The sequence below is a fragment of the Catalinimonas alkaloidigena genome, from assembly GCF_900100765.1.
GTDB lineage: Bacteria > Bacteroidota > Bacteroidia > Cytophagales > Flexibacteraceae > Mooreia > Mooreia alkaloidigena.
This window is the reverse complement of the sequence record NZ_FNFO01000001.1, coordinates 1-15349: the sequence shown is the minus strand read 5'-3', so window position 1 is coordinate 15349 and position 15349 is coordinate 1. Positions and strand designations below refer to the sequence as shown.

12 protein-coding genes are annotated in these 15349 nt (G+C 58.9%); 8 read left to right on the top strand and 4 right to left on the bottom strand.

The annotated features are described in order from the left end of the window. Positions 1 to 47 precede the first annotated feature (47 nt). On the bottom strand, positions 48 to 1157 hold the full coding sequence (locus BLR44_RS00060) for a hypothetical protein (protein ID WP_143017037.1): 1110 nt from the start codon (positions 1155 to 1157) through the stop codon (positions 48 to 50). A 156-nt stretch (positions 1158 to 1313) separates the two neighbouring features. Here BLR44_RS00060 and BLR44_RS00055 point away from each other — a divergent pair, with 156 nt between their 5' ends. The 5 genes from BLR44_RS00055 to recN all read left to right on the top strand — a co-directional run bounded on the left by BLR44_RS00055 (position 1314) and on the right by recN (position 6528). After that, positions 1314 to 2138, top strand: a complete 825-nt coding sequence (locus BLR44_RS00055) for an outer membrane protein assembly factor BamD (protein WP_089677693.1) — start codon at positions 1314 to 1316, stop codon at positions 2136 to 2138. A gap of 46 nt (positions 2139 to 2184) precedes the next feature. Next, positions 2185 to 2520: a DNA-directed RNA polymerase subunit omega gene (locus BLR44_RS00050; RefSeq protein WP_089677691.1), complete on the top strand. Its 336-nt coding sequence runs from the start codon at positions 2185 to 2187 to the stop codon at positions 2518 to 2520. Next, positions 2520 to 3755, top strand: a complete 1236-nt coding sequence (coaBC, locus tag BLR44_RS00045; RefSeq protein WP_089677689.1) for a bifunctional phosphopantothenoylcysteine decarboxylase/phosphopantothenate--cysteine ligase CoaBC — start codon at positions 2520 to 2522, stop codon at positions 3753 to 3755. The genes BLR44_RS00050 and coaBC overlap by 1 nt, the downstream gene beginning before the upstream one ends. A gap of 90 nt (positions 3756 to 3845) precedes the next feature. After that, positions 3846 to 4754 (top strand): type IX secretion system protein PorD, encoded by a 909-nt coding sequence (locus tag BLR44_RS00040; RefSeq protein WP_176955832.1) that lies wholly within the window; start codon positions 3846 to 3848, stop codon positions 4752 to 4754. Between the two features lie 118 nt (positions 4755 to 4872). Continuing rightward, positions 4873 to 6528, top strand: coding sequence for a DNA repair protein RecN (recN, locus tag BLR44_RS00035; RefSeq protein ID WP_089677685.1), 1656 nt, complete (start codon positions 4873 to 4875; stop codon positions 6526 to 6528). A gap of 32 nt (positions 6529 to 6560) precedes the next feature. On the opposite strand, the gene BLR44_RS00030 is transcribed toward recN, so the two are convergent. Both BLR44_RS00030 and BLR44_RS00025 read right to left on the bottom strand, forming a co-directional pair. Beyond that, the gene (locus BLR44_RS00030) at positions 6561 to 8012 is read right to left on the bottom strand and encodes a pyridoxal phosphate-dependent decarboxylase family protein (protein WP_089677683.1); all 1452 of its coding nucleotides are present in this window, start codon (positions 8010 to 8012) and stop codon (positions 6561 to 6563) included. A gap of 12 nt (positions 8013 to 8024) precedes the next feature. Continuing rightward, a complete protein-coding gene (locus tag BLR44_RS00025) occupies positions 8025 to 11237 on the bottom strand; it encodes a beta-galactosidase, LacZ type (RefSeq protein ID WP_143017035.1) in 3213 nt (1070 codons plus the stop codon). 163 nt (positions 11238 to 11400) lie between these two features. Between BLR44_RS00025 and BLR44_RS00020 the strand changes: the two genes are divergently transcribed. Further along, on the top strand, positions 11401 to 12261 hold the full coding sequence (locus BLR44_RS00020; protein WP_089677678.1) for a TraB/GumN family protein: 861 nt from the start codon (positions 11401 to 11403) through the stop codon (positions 12259 to 12261). 203 nt (positions 12262 to 12464) lie between these two features. Here BLR44_RS00020 and BLR44_RS00015 read toward each other — a convergent pair whose 3' ends face one another. Then, positions 12465 to 12905: a DUF1772 domain-containing protein gene (locus tag BLR44_RS00015; protein ID WP_089677677.1), complete on the bottom strand. Its 441-nt coding sequence runs from the start codon at positions 12903 to 12905 to the stop codon at positions 12465 to 12467. A gap of 127 nt (positions 12906 to 13032) precedes the next feature. Here BLR44_RS00015 and BLR44_RS00010 point away from each other — a divergent pair, with 127 nt between their 5' ends. Further along, on the top strand, positions 13033 to 13848 hold the full coding sequence (locus BLR44_RS00010) for a metallophosphoesterase family protein (protein ID WP_089677675.1): 816 nt from the start codon (positions 13033 to 13035) through the stop codon (positions 13846 to 13848). 114 nt (positions 13849 to 13962) lie between these two features. Next, on the top strand, positions 13963 to 15099 hold the full coding sequence (locus BLR44_RS00005; protein WP_176955831.1) for a DUF2911 domain-containing protein: 1137 nt from the start codon (positions 13963 to 13965) through the stop codon (positions 15097 to 15099). Positions 15100 to 15349: the final 250 nt, after the last annotated feature.

Genomic DNA, 15349 nt, shown 5'->3' with positions numbered 1-15349 from the left:
GCAATCCCGGTGCCTAGTGCGGCTTCGGGTGGGTGGAAGGTAAAGAATTACCGAAAAAAGGGCGAGAACAGGGTAGAAAAGAAGTCGCGGTGGCGTTTCCGGCCGTGTGTGGTTGTGACCAGCCGCCCCGTTGCCGGGTCGACGTAGTAGGTCAGCAGATCGGACGTGTTGTAGACAACCTTGACCAATTCCTTTTCGCCGGGCAGGGTGGCGGGCAGCGCTGGCTCCGACAGCACAAGCGTCTCCAGAATGCCCGCTTCGACAACTTCGCGGCCGTCGGGCACGTAAGTGCGGCGGTTGCAGGTAGAAAACACCCCGCCGTTGCGCGCCTGTTCCTGTCGGCTGCGGATCAGGTTCGCCAGGTACCGCCCGTAGATTTGTTCTCCTTCGGGAAGCGCCGCCCCCGTTTCCGCATTCACGTAACCCGGCGACCTGCCCGGGAACGTCAGGCGGTAAAACAAAGTCGGAATCGGCTTGCCGTCCGGGTCCAGCCCTTTGTCCTCGTAGGGCATTTTGACGAGCGAGAGGTTTTGCAGATCGGGGTAACGCGCCAGAAGGCGGTCGGTCGGCCAACGCAGGTCGGAGATGGAGAACAGACTGGTTTCTACCGCAGGCGGCGCGGTCGTTTGAATTCCTCCTAACCACGTTTCCAGTCGTTGTATTTTTTGTTGCCAGGGCCGGATGCGGTACAGCCGCCGTCCCTGCTCCGTCGAGACGTAAATCGCACAGCCGTCCTGGTCCGTGACACGCCAGACCGACCGGACGGCACTCCCTTCTGCCTGCGCTACGGGGACCACCTCGGGCGTCACCTGGTTTTCCGGTACGAGGCCCGCCAGGTGCAGCGCGTAGTGCCGGTCGCCGTCCTGCAACGCTTCGCCCGTTTGCCCGTGGAAGTAGCGAAACCGGTGCCGGGCGTCCTTCACCTGATAATAAGGTTCCCCGTCGACCGCCACCAACCGCACGTTCCGCACGAACGACAGATCGTTTTGCGCCGCCACCTGTTGCAGTGAAAGCGTAAACGCGGCGGGATCAGCCCTTATTTCGGCAAGTCGGCGCGGGTGGGGGGCTTCCCGGCATCCCGCCAGCCACAGCACAAGCACGCCTGCCCACCAGAGGCGGCCCCACGACGGCTGAGAAAAAAGACGGGATGGCACCATTTTGCAGAGATACGAGTTTAAACGGAGAAAGATCGTCAGCCGTGTCGCGCCTTGCCGGCCGCGCTCCCCGAAAAATTTACGTCCTACATAAGGTTCCTGCGACGGGATCGTTACCTTCATTGTAATCAACTCAGAAACCCGTATCTTTGCGCCCTTATGCAAACCCGTTGGTGGATATACCTGGCCCTTCCGTTTCTTCTCCTGACCGGAGCGTGCAGCGAATTTAACCGTATTCAGAAAAGCTCCAATGTAGACCTGAAGTACAAAGCGGCGCTCAAGTACTACGAAGAAAAGGACTATTACCGGGCTTCGCTTCTGCTCGAAGAGGTGATTCCGCTGATGCGGGGACGCGCCGAAGCCGAACAGGCGCAGTTTTATCAGGCCTATGCCCAGTATTATCTGAAGCAACTGGTGATGAGCGCGTTTTACTTCAAGTCGTTTTTCGAGACGTATCCGCGCAGCCCCATGGCCGAAGAAGCCCGTTTTATGCAGGCCGTTTCGCTTTACGAAGATTCGCCCAAGTACAACCTGGATCAGGCCAATACTTACGAAGCCATCACCTCGCTGGAGAACTTCCTGAACCTCTACCCCAACTCGCAGTACCGGGAGCGCTCTTACGCCATGCTCGACCAGCTGCGGGCCAAGCTGGAGCGCAAAGCGTTCGAAAATGCCGCGCTTTACCACAAACGGGCGCAGTCGGACATTCGTTATTTCGAATCGGCGGTGATTGCGCTGGGCGAGTTTTCGAACGATTTTCCGGATTCGCCGTTGAACGAAGAGGCGCTGTACCTGAAACTCGATGCCCAGTACCAGATGGCGCGCCTCAGCACTTCGGAAAAAAAGCGTGAGCGGTATTTCGACGCCATCGCCACGTACGAAAAATTTATCGACAAATATCCTGACAGCCAATACGTGCGGACGGCCGAAAGCCTGTACGACCGCGCCTCGGCCGAACTGAACAATCCTAACGCCCGGCGCTAAGCCCGGTGTTTTACGTAGTCTTTGATTTCATACTAGATAGTTAACCATGTCTCTGAAAACATCCAACGTCTCTTCTCTGATCACACGCGACCTGGAGAAAATTGCTGCCCCGACGCAGAACGTATACGAGTCGATTGTCGTCATCGGCAAACGGGCACGGCAAGTTTCCAGCACCATCAAGGAAGAGTTGAGCAACAAATTGTCAGAGTTCGCCTCGACCGTTGATAACCTGGAAGAGATTTTCGAGAACCGCGAGCAGATCGAAATTTCGAAATATTACGAAAAGCTCCCGAAGCCTTCGCAAGTGGCTGTAGAAGAGTTTCTGGAAGACAAAGTGATGTTCCGGTATCGCGACGAGTCGGAAGAGAGCAGTGAACAGTAGTGCTTCAGCACAAAAAAATAATTCTGGGCGTTTGTGGTAGCATCGCCGCCTACAAAGCTGCGTTGCTAACGCGCCTGTTGATTAAATCGGAAGCGGACGTGCAGGTCATTATGACCCCGGCCGCTTCCGATTTTATTACCCCCCTGACGCTGGCGACCCTGTCGAAGCGCCCGGCCCTTTCGAAGTTTGTGCGCGATGCGCAGGGCAGCTGGAACAACCACGTGGAACTGGGCCTTTGGGCCGACGCCCTGGTGATTGCGCCGCTGAGCGCACACACCCTCGCCAAAATGGCGCACGGCCAGTGCGATACGCTGCTGCTGGCCACCTACCTCTCGGCCCGCTGTCCGGTATTTGTCGCTCCGGCGATGGACCTGGACATGTACGCCCACCCCACCACCGTCGAAAACCTGGCGCGGCTGCGTTCGTTCGGCAACCGGGTGCTCGATGCCGAACAGGGCGAACTCGCCAGCGGCCTGCACGGCACCGGACGCATGGCCGAACCCGAGCACATTGTGGCGGCCCTGGAAGCGTTTTTTGCGCCGACACGCAAGCGGCTGGCGGGAAAAAAAGCCCTCGTAACGGCCGGCCCTACGTTCGAAGCGATTGATCCGGTGCGGTTCATCGGCAACCACTCGACCGGCAAAATGGGCTACGCCCTGGCCGAAGCGCTCCGCGACGAAGGAGCCGACGTAACGCTCCTCAGCGGCCCGACGCATCTGCCCGATCCGGCCGGCATCCAGACGCGCCGTGTACAAACGGCTCAGGAGATGTTCGACGCCGCGCAAGCCCCCTTTGCCGAGGCCGATCTGGCGGTGTTTGCGGCAGCCGTGGCCGATTACACTCCCCGCGAAGTGGCGACGCAGAAAATCAAGAAGACAGACGACGATTTGTTCATTCCGCTGAAACGGACGCCCGACATTGCGCAGGAACTCGGCAAACGCAAACGGCCGGGACAACTGACGGTAGGCTTTGCGCTCGAAACACACGACGAAGAGCACCATGCGCTTGGCAAGCTCACCAGGAAAAACCTCGACTGGATTGTGTTGAACTCGCTGAACGATCCGGGCGCGGGGTTCGGGCACGATACCAACAAAGTAACGCTGCACGGACGCAACGGCGAGGTGCGCCAGTTTGCCCTGAAATCGAAAGTCGAGGTGGCCCGCGACCTGGTCGACACAATGGTAGCCTCCCTTCGGACGTTACCCCAACACAAGGAACTCAGCGCCAACGAATAAGGTTGGAAGAAAACCGCTCCCGTGGTGGGCGGGCCGGGCTCCGCCTCACAACTTCAGATGACTTCTCACACGATAAACGACCTCTTACGCATGCGTAGTTTAGGTGTCACGCTACTGAGCATTCTCATTTTGGCCGTTCCAGCTTTCGCGCAGGAACTCAACTGCAACGTCGTGATTGTGGACGACGCTGTGCAGAACGTGGATCGCTCCATTTTTCCGCAAATGCAGACTTCCATCGCCAACTTCATGAACACGCGCCGCTGGACCGGCGACTCGTATTCGGTGGAAGAGCGCATCAACTGCAACCTGGTCATCACGCTCGACAACGAACGGGGCAATCTGCCGCAGGGGCAATACAACGCCCGCGTGCAAATCCAGTCGTCGCGTCCGGTTTACGGGACAAACTACCAGACGCTGGTGTTCAACTACCTGGACCAGAGCTGGAAGTTCGAGTACACGCAGAACCAGCCGATGGATTTCAACGAAAACTCGTATTCCAGCCAGTTGACTTCACTGCTGGCGTTTTATGCCAACATCATCCTCGGCTACGATTACGACACCTTCTCGAAAATGGGCGGCCGGAATTTTTTCCTGAAAGCACAACAGATTGCGACCAACGCCTCGCAGTCGGGCGGGACGGGCTGGAAAGCGTTCGACGGCACGAACGAACGCTACTGGCTGACCGAAAACATGCTCAACCCGCAGGTAGAACCGTTCCGCGAAGGCCTCTACAACTACTACCGCCTGGGGCTGGACAACTTCCAGAAAGACGCCGACCAGGCCCGTGCGCAGGCACTCGACATGCTGACCAAAATTCAGACCGTGCGGAAACAAAAGCCGATTTGCCTCGTGGCCAACCTGTTTTTCGATACCAAGCGCGACGAACTCATTTCCATGTTCACCAAGGGAGCGCCGCAGGAAAAGCAGCAGGCGTATAACCTGCTGGCCGAACTCGATCCCACAAAAACCGACCAGTACGAGGAGTTGGTGAAGAACTGACCTTCCCTCCGTTGGTGCCATTTGTCAATCCCCACCGCGTTGCCGTACTTTTGCACTGCATCTCAGGGACCGTCCTTTGCGTATGCGCAGGAACCACCCGTGGAGATTCGCCGACATCATGCTCAAACATCTTCTCATTAAGAATTACGCGCTCATCCATCACCTCGATCTGGAACCCGGGCGCGCGCTGAACATCATTACGGGAGAAACCGGTGCGGGTAAATCGATCATGCTGGGGGCCCTAGGGTTACTGATGGGCAACCGGTCCGATTCGCGCCTGGTCTACGACCAGCAGAAAAAATGCGTGGTGGAAGGCACGTTCGACATCTCCGCGTACGACCTGAGGCACCTGTTCGAAACGTCCGAACTCGACTACGACGAGACGTGCATCATCCGCCGGGAAATTTCGCCGAGTGGCAAATCGCGCGCCTTTGTGAACGATACGCCCGCAACCCTCGACGTCATCAAAGCGCTGGGCTCGTACCTGATGGACATCCACTCGCAACACGACAACCTGATGCTGGCCACCAACCAGTTTCAGATCAACGTGGTGGATTCGTACGCGCAGAACCAGGCGCTACGCGACGTCTATCATCAAATCTACCACGCGTTTCGCGAGACCGAGGATCGGTTTCAGCGACTGCAAGCAGCCGCAGCTCAGGCCCGTAAAGAGCTGGACTACAAGAACTTTCTTCTGGAAGAACTGAACGCAGCCCAACTGCGCCGGGGCGAACAGGAGGAAATCGAGTCCGAACTGGAAGTACTGGAAAACGCAGAGGAGATCAAATCGCGGCTGGTGCTGGCGCTCGAATACCTGACCAACGCCGAAGGTGCCGCCGACCAGCAGGTGCAGAGCGCTTCGCAGGGGTTGGACAAGATCAGCCATTACTCGAAAAGCTACGTGCACCTGCGCGACCGCCTGCAAAGTTGCCTGATTGAGCTACGCGACATTGCCGACGAACTGGGCAGCGAAGAGACGAAGGTGGAGGTCGATCCGGCCAAGACCGAACTGTTGCAGGATCGGCTCGATACGCTCTTCTCACTTCAAAAAAAGCACAGCGTTTCCACAACGGAAGAATTAATCGACATCGCCGAGGGGTTGGAACGGGACGTGGACGCTATTCTGAACTACGACGAACAGATTGCGTCGACGCAAAAGCAACTGCAAGCCCTGCAAAAACAACTGCAACAGGCGGCGACCCACCTCACCGAATCGCGCAAGGCGGTGCTGGGCAGCATCGAAAAGGAACTGTTGCAAACGCTGCGGAGTCTGGGCATGCCCAACAGCACGGTTCAGATGAAACTCGACCCGATTGTGCCTACCTACAGCGGTGCCGACCAGATTTCGTTTCTCTTCTCGGCCAACAAGGGCATTGCCCCGCAACCCCTGAAACAGGTCGCTTCCGGCGGTGAATTTTCGCGGTTGATGCTGAGCGTGAAGTACCTTCTGGCCGACAAAACGGCCTTGCCGACCATCATTTTCGATGAGATCGATACCGGCATTTCGGGCGAGATCGCGATCAAAATGGGCAGCATCATGAAGCAGATGGGGCGGAATCACCAGGTCATCGCCATCACGCACCTGCCGCAAATCGCGGCTTGTGGGCAGGATCACTACTACGTTTACAAAGACAGTTCGGCCGAACGGACGGTCAGCAAAATCCGCCACCTCACCGAACGGGAACGTGTCGCCGAAATTGCGCAGATGATCAGCGGCGAACCTCCGACGGCGGTGTCTCTCAAAAACGCCGAGGAACTGATCGAGAGCAGTTAGGAGCGGTACGGGCTAGCCACGCTTTTCAGCGATCATGCCTCTACCCTCGTAGTTTGGGTTGTCGTGCCGATGCGCTCCACCTCCGTTAGCAAAGCGTCTAAGTCGGTCTCGCTCGTAAACGGATTCATCAAGGTGGTACGGAGGTAGACGTCGCTTCCCAACTGCGTCTGCACAATGTAGAAATTCCCTTCTTCCAGCAACTGCCGCCGGATGCGCCGGTTCAGCGCGTTGAGGTCCGCTTCGCCTTCGGGGCAGTAGCGGAAACAAACGATGTTGGCCTGCGGCGCAACGGGCAACTGAAATTGCGGATGCGCCTGAATTTTCTGAGCGAACGTTTGGGCCAGATCGTAGAGCCGGTCGACGTTCTGGGCGAATAGCGCCGGGCCATACGTCCGCAACAGGGTGTAGACTTTCAGGCTCATCATCAGCTTCGTGCACTCGTAGGTGCGGTGCGCCAGGTTGTACCACTCGTCTTCCGGCGTGTCGCCCAGCAGATACTGCGCGCGCTGCGCAAACGAGGCGTACGCATGTTTCCCCTGCCGGAACACCAGCCCGGTCACCAGCGCCGGCGTCATCAGCATTTTGTGAAAATCGATCGCGACGGAGTCGGCCCGTTCCAGGCCGCGCACGCGCGAGCGGTACTTCTCGGAGAAAACCACCCCGCCGCCATGCGCCCCGTCCACATGAAGCCAGAGCCCATGACGGTCACAGAAGTCGGCCAGTCCGTTCAGGTCGTCGTACGCACCGGTCGACGTAGAACAAGCACTTCCGACGACGGCAATCACCTGTCGGCCCTCGGCTTCTGCCTGCGCTTTACAGTCCTCCAATGCATCGAGTCGGATCTGAAACCGGTCGTTTACCGGCACTTTTATAATTCCGCCTTCGCCCCAGCCCATCACCTTCACGGCGCGTGACACGCAGTAATGCGCCTCTTCCGAGACCAACAGGGCCAGCCGTGGCTCGGTCCCCTCGTGCCAGGCGTTGAAACCGGCTTTTAGCTGACGCGCCGCCAGCAGGGCCGTCAGGTTGGCCAGGGTCCCGCCCGAGGTCAGCACCCCGTCGGCGTCAAGCGGAAATCCGATGGCACGTGCCAGTTCGCCTACCACAATCTTTTCGAGGGCAGTGGAGACGCTCCCCATTTCGTACACGGCAGCCCCGTTGTTAAGAAGGTTACTGACCAGTCCGGCGAGGGCCGCCAGCGGCACCGGTGCGCACACCTGATGGCCCATGTAGCGCGGATGGTGCAGGTGAATCGACTCCTGTACCACGGCCTGCAGCAAAGCCAGCGGATCGGTGGCATCGTTGGGCTGCCCGGATTCCTGTTGCCACCGCGCCAGTTGCTCGGCGGGCTCGCGCCAGGGCATGACCGGTAGCGCCGTCCCCGCCCGCGCCTGCGCGAGGTAGTCGGCCAGTTGATCGATCAGTTGGTGGCCCTGTTGCCGGAACGCTTCCGGATCGTAGGCCTGCGAAAGAAGGTCTTGCATGGGAAAAGGGCGCTAGCGTGATCGCCGCGTGTTGGCTTCAAACGGCGTTTTCATGGGTTCTACCGGGGGCAGACGGTACCGCTGAGGAGCCGTCAGTTCGCCCGATACGGGGACCAGGCGGGTTTGGTAGCGGTACGTGCGGGGCGTTAGCTGATATGGGACATGGGTACGCGGGTTCCAGCTGTCGTCACCGCCCAGCCCGGCCTGGTGCAAATCCAGGTGGACGGTGATGTCGGGTCCGTCTTCCAGATCGGTCGGGTGTTTGGCGTTGGTCAGAGTTTCCAGGGTATAGTGGTGCGCACTGACGTTCAGCAGCGAGTCGCCGGCGATGAAGAGGCCGCGCCCGTTGCGGTCTGTAAAGGCCACCCAGCGCACATCCGACTTGTTTCCATTTTCCTGCGGCTTGCCGTAGTTCGTTACCTGATCGCGCACCGAACCGCTGTACAGCCCTACGTAGGCGCTTTGCTGGCGGTCGGCGTACGACTCCTGCGGGCCACGGCCGTACCACGTCATCAATTCTTCGTCCGCAGGCACGTGCCACTGCACCCCGACCCGGGGCAGCACCGGCAGCGTCGAATCAGGCACAATGGTATGGTCGATCAGCACATCGCCGGACCCGTAGATCGTGTACCGACCTTCGTAGATGGTCGCCCCGCCTGTCGCTTCGTACCGTTGCCGTACCGCCACCTGCACAACCTGCGGCCGCACCTGCCGGGCGACGATCTGGTCTAGCGTCGGCGTCAGGTGTTGCAGCCCTGCGTTACGCCACTGCGTACCGAAACTACGGTCGCCGCCACCATCGTCGTTGTCGGTGGGGGCACGCCAGAGGTTCAGCCGGGGGCCCTGCGTAATCAACTCCTGGCCTTCGGCCTGCCACGACGTAAGCATCCCGCTCTGCGCATCGAACGTCAGGGTAAAGCCCTCGCCGGTGACGGTCCAGCTCTCCTTCCCTTTTTGCAAGCGTACGTCAGCCATCTCCGTCAGGGGACGCTCTTCGACGCGCTCGGTTTCGATCGGCAGACGGAACTGGTGCGAAGCCACTTCAAACCCCTCGGGCGACCAGAGCGTTTTCTGTTTCTGGGCCAGCCCCACACGCAGCAAGTATTCCTGACCGGGCTGCGGCACCAGCGCTTCGATGGGCAGGTTCAGCGCCACGCTGTCGCCGGGGGCCAGGGTGGGCGCATCGGTACGGCCCTTTTGCACGACGTTGCCGTTGGCGGTTAGCGTCCAGGTCAGGTCGTAGGCACTCAGGTTCGTAAAGAAATAGCCGTTTTTCAGCCTGATTTTTCCGGCTGCCAGGTCAACCGGCCGGAATTTCACGTGCTGGTACACACGTTTTACTTCCAGCAGTTCGGGCTCGGGAGTACGGTCCGGCCCAACCAAGCCATTGAAGTTGAAGTTTTTGTCATTCGGCGTATCACCGTAATCACCGCCGTAGGCAAAGTAGGTGCGGCCGTCGTCCAGTTTCTTCAAAAGCCCCTGATCGACCCAGTCCCAGATGAACGCCCCCTGCATGCGCGGGTACCGCTCGATCACGTCCCAGTACTCCTGCAAATTGCCGACCGAATTGCCCATCGCGTGCGCGTATTCGTTCAGGATGACCGGGCGGCTGGGGTCCTGGTTCATCAACTCAATCATGCGGTCGGTCGAGGGATACATTGTGGAAATAATGTCGAATTCGGACAAGCCCGGGTACTCGTTGAGGCTTTCGTAATGGATGGGGCGCGTCGGGTCGATGGCGCGGATCGTGTCGGCCATCGCGTAGAAGTTCTGCCCCATGCCCGCTTCGTTGCCCAGCGACCAGAAAATGATCGACGCGTGGTTTTTGTCCCGTTCCGCCATCGACCGCCCTCGGTCTACAAACGCTTCTTTCCACTCGGGCCAGTCGCCGATGTACTGTTTCTTCCACGACCAGAGCTCGTGGCTCTCGATGTTGGCTTCGTCCATCACGTAGAGGCCGTATTCGTCGCACAACTCGTACCAGCGCGTCGCATTCGGGTAGTGCGACGTCCGGACGGCGTTGATGTTGTGCTGCTTCATCAGTTCGATGTCCTTGCGCATCATCGCTTCGGTGACCACCCGCCCGGTTTCGGGTTCCAGCTCGTGGCGGTTTACGCCCTTGAACAGCACCGGCTTCCCGTTGACCAGAATCTGGCCTCCTTTCTGTTCCACTTCCCGGAAACCAATGCGTACGGTGGTCGCTTCGCCGATGTGCTTTTTAGCGTCGAGCAGTTCCAGGCTCAGGAGGTAGAGGTTCGGTGTTTCGGCGGTCCAGAGGGCAGGCGTCGGCACCGGCGTCTCGTACGAAAGCGTGACGGCTTCTCCCTCTTCGATGCGTTTCGGTCCGGCCAGCTCGTCGACCAACAGAGCGCGGCCGTCGAGCGAAGCCAGCGTAACGCGGATGCGTTCTTTGCGCGACGTTCGCTTTCCCCCGTTTTTCAGCGTCAGTTGCAGGCGCAGCGTGGCATTCTGGTACTGGTCGTCCAGGTCGGTCACCACGTGGAAATCCTGCATGTAAACCGGCGGGCGGGCCGTCAGGTACACGTCACGGAAGATGCCACTCAACCGCCAGAAATCCTGGTCTTCCAGGTAACTGCCGTCCGACCAGCGGATCACCTCCGCAGCCAGCGTATTCTCTCCCGCTTTCAGGTAGGGCGTCACGTCCCACTCGGCCGGGGTCATGCTGCCCTGGCTGTAGCCGACTTTTTCGCCGTTGACCCACAGGTAAAACGCCGACTGCACCCCCTCGAACGTCAGAAAGACGCGTTTGTCCTGCCAGTCGGCGGGCGGCGTAAACGATTTCCGGTACAGGCCCGTCGGGTTGTAGTCGCGCGGCACGCGGGGCGGATCGGCCTCGAACGGATGTTTGATGTTGGTGTAAATCGGCACGTCCCAGTCCTGCCCGTTCAGTTGCCCCCACACCTGCCAGTTGGACGGCACCGGCAGTTGCACCCAGTCGCCGTTCTGCTCCCAGAATCGTTCCGGCACGGCGTCGGGATTGGCCATCCATTTAAAGTCCCACGTGCCGTTGAGCAGAAGCCGCCGCTCCGACTCTTCCGGCTTCAGCGTCCGGCTGGCCGCGGTTCCCTGGTAGGGTATAAAATGCGCGTGCGCGGGTTGCTTGTGCTGGCCGATCATCCCTGGATTCATCCAGTCCGGTGGGGTTTCCTGCGCCCAAAGGGGGCCCGCACACAGCAAACAGCTTATCCAGAAAGCTTTCATCATCAGGTCGTTAGGTGGTACGTTGTAGGCGGGCAAATTACATAATTTACCACGGGTGGTAGTTGGTAAGGTGTACGTTGTACGGGGCGGGGACCTTTGATGTGGGACCTGAGCCCTGAGACGTGAGACCTGTGACCTCTTAACTCAATCCATTACCTTTAGGGGCATGACGTTCCTGCTTTCCCTCCTGCTCCACCTGGCGCCGGTCATGCCAGCCGACTCTACCGAAAATGCCCTTCTCTGGAAAATCTCCGGCCGGGATCTGGCGGCCCCGTCGTACCTCTACGGCACCATCCACGCGACCTGTGCCCGCGACCTGCACGTGACGGACGCCATGCAAGCGGCCCTGCACCAGACGGAGCAACTGGCCCTGGAACTGGACATGGACGATCCGGGCATGGTGCTGACCATGCAACAGCACTTGTTTATGCCGGACGACCTGACGCTGAAGACGTTGCTCTCGCCCGAGGATTATCAACTCGTCGATCACTTTTTTTCGGATTCGCTGGGCATGGCGCTCAACAAAGTGCAGCGGATGAAACCCTTCATGCTTTATTCGCTGATGTTCGGCAAGCTGCTGGGCTGCACACCTGAGTCGTACGAAGTGGAACTGATGATGCGCGCCAAAGAGGCCAAGAAAGAGGTCGTCGGTCTGGAAACCGCCGAGTACCAACTTTCGCTGTTCGACAAAATGCCGTACGACAAGCAAGCCGCACAACTGGTGGAAGACATTCAGGACATCGGGCGTACGCGGAAAGAGTTCGCCGACATGCAGCGCTATTATCAGGAAGAAAACCTCCGGCCGGTCTACGAGATGATGCTGGAAACCTCGCCGGGCTATGCCGATTTCGAAGAGGTGTTTCTGATTGAACGCAACCACCATTGGGTCGACACGATGGCCGCGATGATGCCGCAAACGCCGACGTTCTTTGCCGTCGGCGCGTTGCACCTCGTCGGCAACGACGGACTGATCCACCTGCTTCGGCAAGCGGGCTACACCGTAGAACCGGTTCGGACGGAGGAGTAAAAATTGCAAATTTCAGAGTGGGTAGGGCTGCGGGTCAGAGGTCACAGGTCCACTTCTGCCGCAAGTTTAGCAGATCGCTGCCCGACCGAAAGCTAACTGCATTTTGCCCACAAGCCTGCACGGTGTAGGCTACAAGCTTGCAGTAGGATTACGTCTTTGTACTTTGTACCCTATACCACCTATACGTTCTACTCCCGAACACGCTACAACTGTCGGCTGACCACGTACAGGAGGATGCCAAAGCGGGCGGTCCAGGCGATGGTGCGGAGCCAGTTGGTCTGGACCAATCGTCGTGCTGCCGCTTCGTCGTAGCCGTGCGACAGTTGGTTGTGCAGCGGCACGGAAATGAAAAACGTCACGGCCCAGACGAGCAGCACCAGCCCCAGCGCCACCCAGGCCCAGCCGGTCGGGATGCGTTGCCCGGCATAGATCACCAGCGCAAGGGCCAGCGCCAGTTCGGCCAGCATGGGGACCATCACGACCTGCCCGGTGGTGGACGTGTGGGCGCGGTGAAACAGGGCGAAGTCGGTTTGCGCGCGGGCGAAGATGGGGTAATGTACCCATTGCACGTACCAGATCAGCCCGGTCAGGTAACCCGCCCAGGCCAGGTTGCCCAGCAAAAGCCATTTTTCCGTTGCGTTCATTCTTTTCATAACCCGGAGAGCGGCCGAGGGTTTTCGTCTTATTATCTTTTTGTGACCCGTTTGCAATCCCTCCCGGCATCCCCGTACTTTGAGGCGAACGCGTTTACGCCCCGAATCTCTCTTCCTTATGCCTTCTTCCCGTCGTTCGTTTCTGAAACAATCGGCTACGCTCCTGGCTACGGCTCCGCTGGCGACACCCGGCCTCTCGTCCCCCACGGCGAAGCCCAGGTTGCGCTTTGCGGTGGCATCGGATGGGCATTTCGGACAACCGGATACGCCCTTCGAAGAGACCCATGCACAGATGGTCGACTGGCTGAATCGGGAAGCCGGCGAGCGGGGACTGGATTTTGTGTTCTTCAACGGTGATCTGATCCACGACGATCCGCAGATGCTTCCGCGCGTCAAAACGCATTTCGACCGGCTGCAGGTACCGTATTACGTCAGCAAGGGCAACCACGATCAGGTGACGGATGCGGTGTGGCGACGGCAGTGGGGCTACGGCGAAAACCACGACTTTGCTCTCAACGACATCGGGTTCGTGGTCGGCAAAACGTCCAACCTCGCGGGAGACTACCTTTGCGCCGATACGGCCTGGCTGGCCGAGGCACTGCAACGCCACCGAAAGCGCAGCCACGTGTTTGTGTTTCTCCACATTCCGCAGCGGACCTGGGCCAAAGCCAGCATCGACTGCCCCGACGTGATGCGCTTGCTGGAGCAAACGCCCAACCTGGCGGCCGTTTTCCACGGGCACGATCATTCGACCGACGACGTGAAGGTGTCGGCGGGGAAATCGTTTTGCTTCGACGGCCACATCGGCGGGAGCTGGGGCGTGGCGTACCACGGGTATCGCATCGTGGAGGTGCAGGCCGACGGCTCGGTGCACAGTTTCCAGTTCAACCCCGCCGCCCAGCCCGTCGTCAATACCAATCGTCTTACGCACTAAAACGGGGGATCGGCATCCTCCCCCACCGCGACCGTTCATCCCATTCCGCTTGAGACTTCGGCCGAAAGCGTTTATTTGGCGGGCTTCATGCTGAACCGTTTAACTACCTTCCCTATGCACAAAATTTCGCTTTCCCTCTTCCTCGCCGTGGGACTCGTGGCGGCCACCCAGGCACAGAACGTGACCCTCCCGCCCAGCGGCGACAACCAACACGCCACCGTTACGCAATGGATCGGCAATCTGGTTTCGGTCACCATCGACTACCACAGCCCGGACGTCACGGCCCCGAACGGCGAAGACCGCACCGGTAAAATCTGGGGCCAACTGGTACCCTACGGCTTTAACGACCTGGGCTTCGGCCTCCGCAACCCGGCTCCCTGGCGCGCCGGCGCAAACGAAAACACGACCATCACCTTCTCACACGACGTGCAGGTGCAGGGGCAACCGCTCCAGGCGGGCACCTACGGATTCCACGTGGTGCCGATGGAAAACGAAGACTGGACGTTGATCTTCTCGAACAACGCAACGGCCTGGGGCAGCTACTTCTACGACGAAAGAGACGACGCGCTGCGCGTGAAAGCCAAGCCGGAAGCGTCCGAACCGCACGAGTGGCTCACCTACGAGTTTATCGACCGCCAAGCCGATCAGACGACGGTGGCCCTGATGTGGGAGAAGATCAAACTGCCGTTCACCGTCGCGGTGCCCGACATGCCCCAACTGTACGCGGACAACCTGCGGAAAGAATTACAGAGCTCCGCAGGCTTTACGTGGCAGGGCTGGAACACCGCCGCCAACTACCTGCTTCAACAAAACCTGAACCTGGAAGAAGCGCTCCAGTGGGCCGAAAATGCGGTGAGTATGCCCTACATCGGCGAAGAAAACTTCACCACCCTGCAGACCAAAGCGCAGATTCTGAGCAAGCTCGGTCGCACCGACGAGGCGATGGCCGCGATGGAAAAAGCCATTGCTCACCCGACTGCGTCGGCCCTTCAGGTGCATTCGCTCGGGCGGCAACTGCTGGCGCAGGGCCAGAAGGAAGAGGCGCTCAAGATTTTCCAGGCCAATGCCAAAAAGTACCCGCACACCTGGCCGGTGAACGTGGGGCTGGCGCGGGGCTACTCGGCCGTGGGTGAGTACAAAAAAGCGCTGAAGTACGCGAAAATGGCGCACAAAGAGGCCCCCGATCAACTCAACAAAGACAGCATGGCCAGCGCCATCGAACAACTGCAGCAAGGCAAAGACATCAACTGATCGCATCATCGGTCGATTCGTCAAGCGGAGGTTCTCTCCGCTTTTTTGTTTTTAAGGCAACTCTTAACTCTTAACTCTTAACTCTTAACTCTTAACTCTTAACTCTTAACTCTTAACTCTTAACTCTTAACTCTTAACTCTTAACTCTTAACTCTTGACCTTCCCCCGTTTCAGTGGATAATTGGAAAAGCACTATCTTATTCACTAAAGGGAGAAATATATGTCACATCGAAAAAACTATACTAGAGAG

What these genes read in the sequence shown, in the direction of transcription:
- BLR44_RS00060 (WP_143017037.1), bottom strand. Translation starts at nt 1,157, where the DNA reads ATGGTGCCATCCCGTCTTTTTTCTCAGCCGTCGTGGGGCCGCCTCTGG.
- BLR44_RS00055 (WP_089677693.1), top strand. Translation starts at nt 1,314, where the DNA reads ATGCAAACCCGTTGGTGGATATACCTGGCCCTTCCGTTTCTTCTCCTG.
- BLR44_RS00050 (WP_089677691.1), top strand. Translation starts at nt 2,185, where the DNA reads ATGTCTCTGAAAACATCCAACGTCTCTTCTCTGATCACACGCGACCTG.
- BLR44_RS00040 (WP_176955832.1), top strand. Translation starts at nt 3,846, where the DNA reads ATGCGTAGTTTAGGTGTCACGCTACTGAGCATTCTCATTTTGGCCGTT.
- recN (WP_089677685.1), top strand. Translation starts at nt 4,873, where the DNA reads ATGCTCAAACATCTTCTCATTAAGAATTACGCGCTCATCCATCACCTC.
- BLR44_RS00030 (WP_089677683.1), bottom strand. Translation starts at nt 8,012, where the DNA reads ATGCAAGACCTTCTTTCGCAGGCCTACGATCCGGAAGCGTTCCGGCAA.
- BLR44_RS00025 (WP_143017035.1), bottom strand. Translation starts at nt 11,237, where the DNA reads ATGATGAAAGCTTTCTGGATAAGCTGTTTGCTGTGTGCGGGCCCCCTT.
- BLR44_RS00020 (WP_089677678.1), top strand. Translation starts at nt 11,401, where the DNA reads ATGACGTTCCTGCTTTCCCTCCTGCTCCACCTGGCGCCGGTCATGCCA.
- BLR44_RS00015 (WP_089677677.1), bottom strand. Translation starts at nt 12,905, where the DNA reads ATGAACGCAACGGAAAAATGGCTTTTGCTGGGCAACCTGGCCTGGGCG.
- BLR44_RS00010 (WP_089677675.1), top strand. Translation starts at nt 13,033, where the DNA reads ATGCCTTCTTCCCGTCGTTCGTTTCTGAAACAATCGGCTACGCTCCTG.
- BLR44_RS00005 (WP_176955831.1), top strand. Translation starts at nt 13,963, where the DNA reads ATGCACAAAATTTCGCTTTCCCTCTTCCTCGCCGTGGGACTCGTGGCG.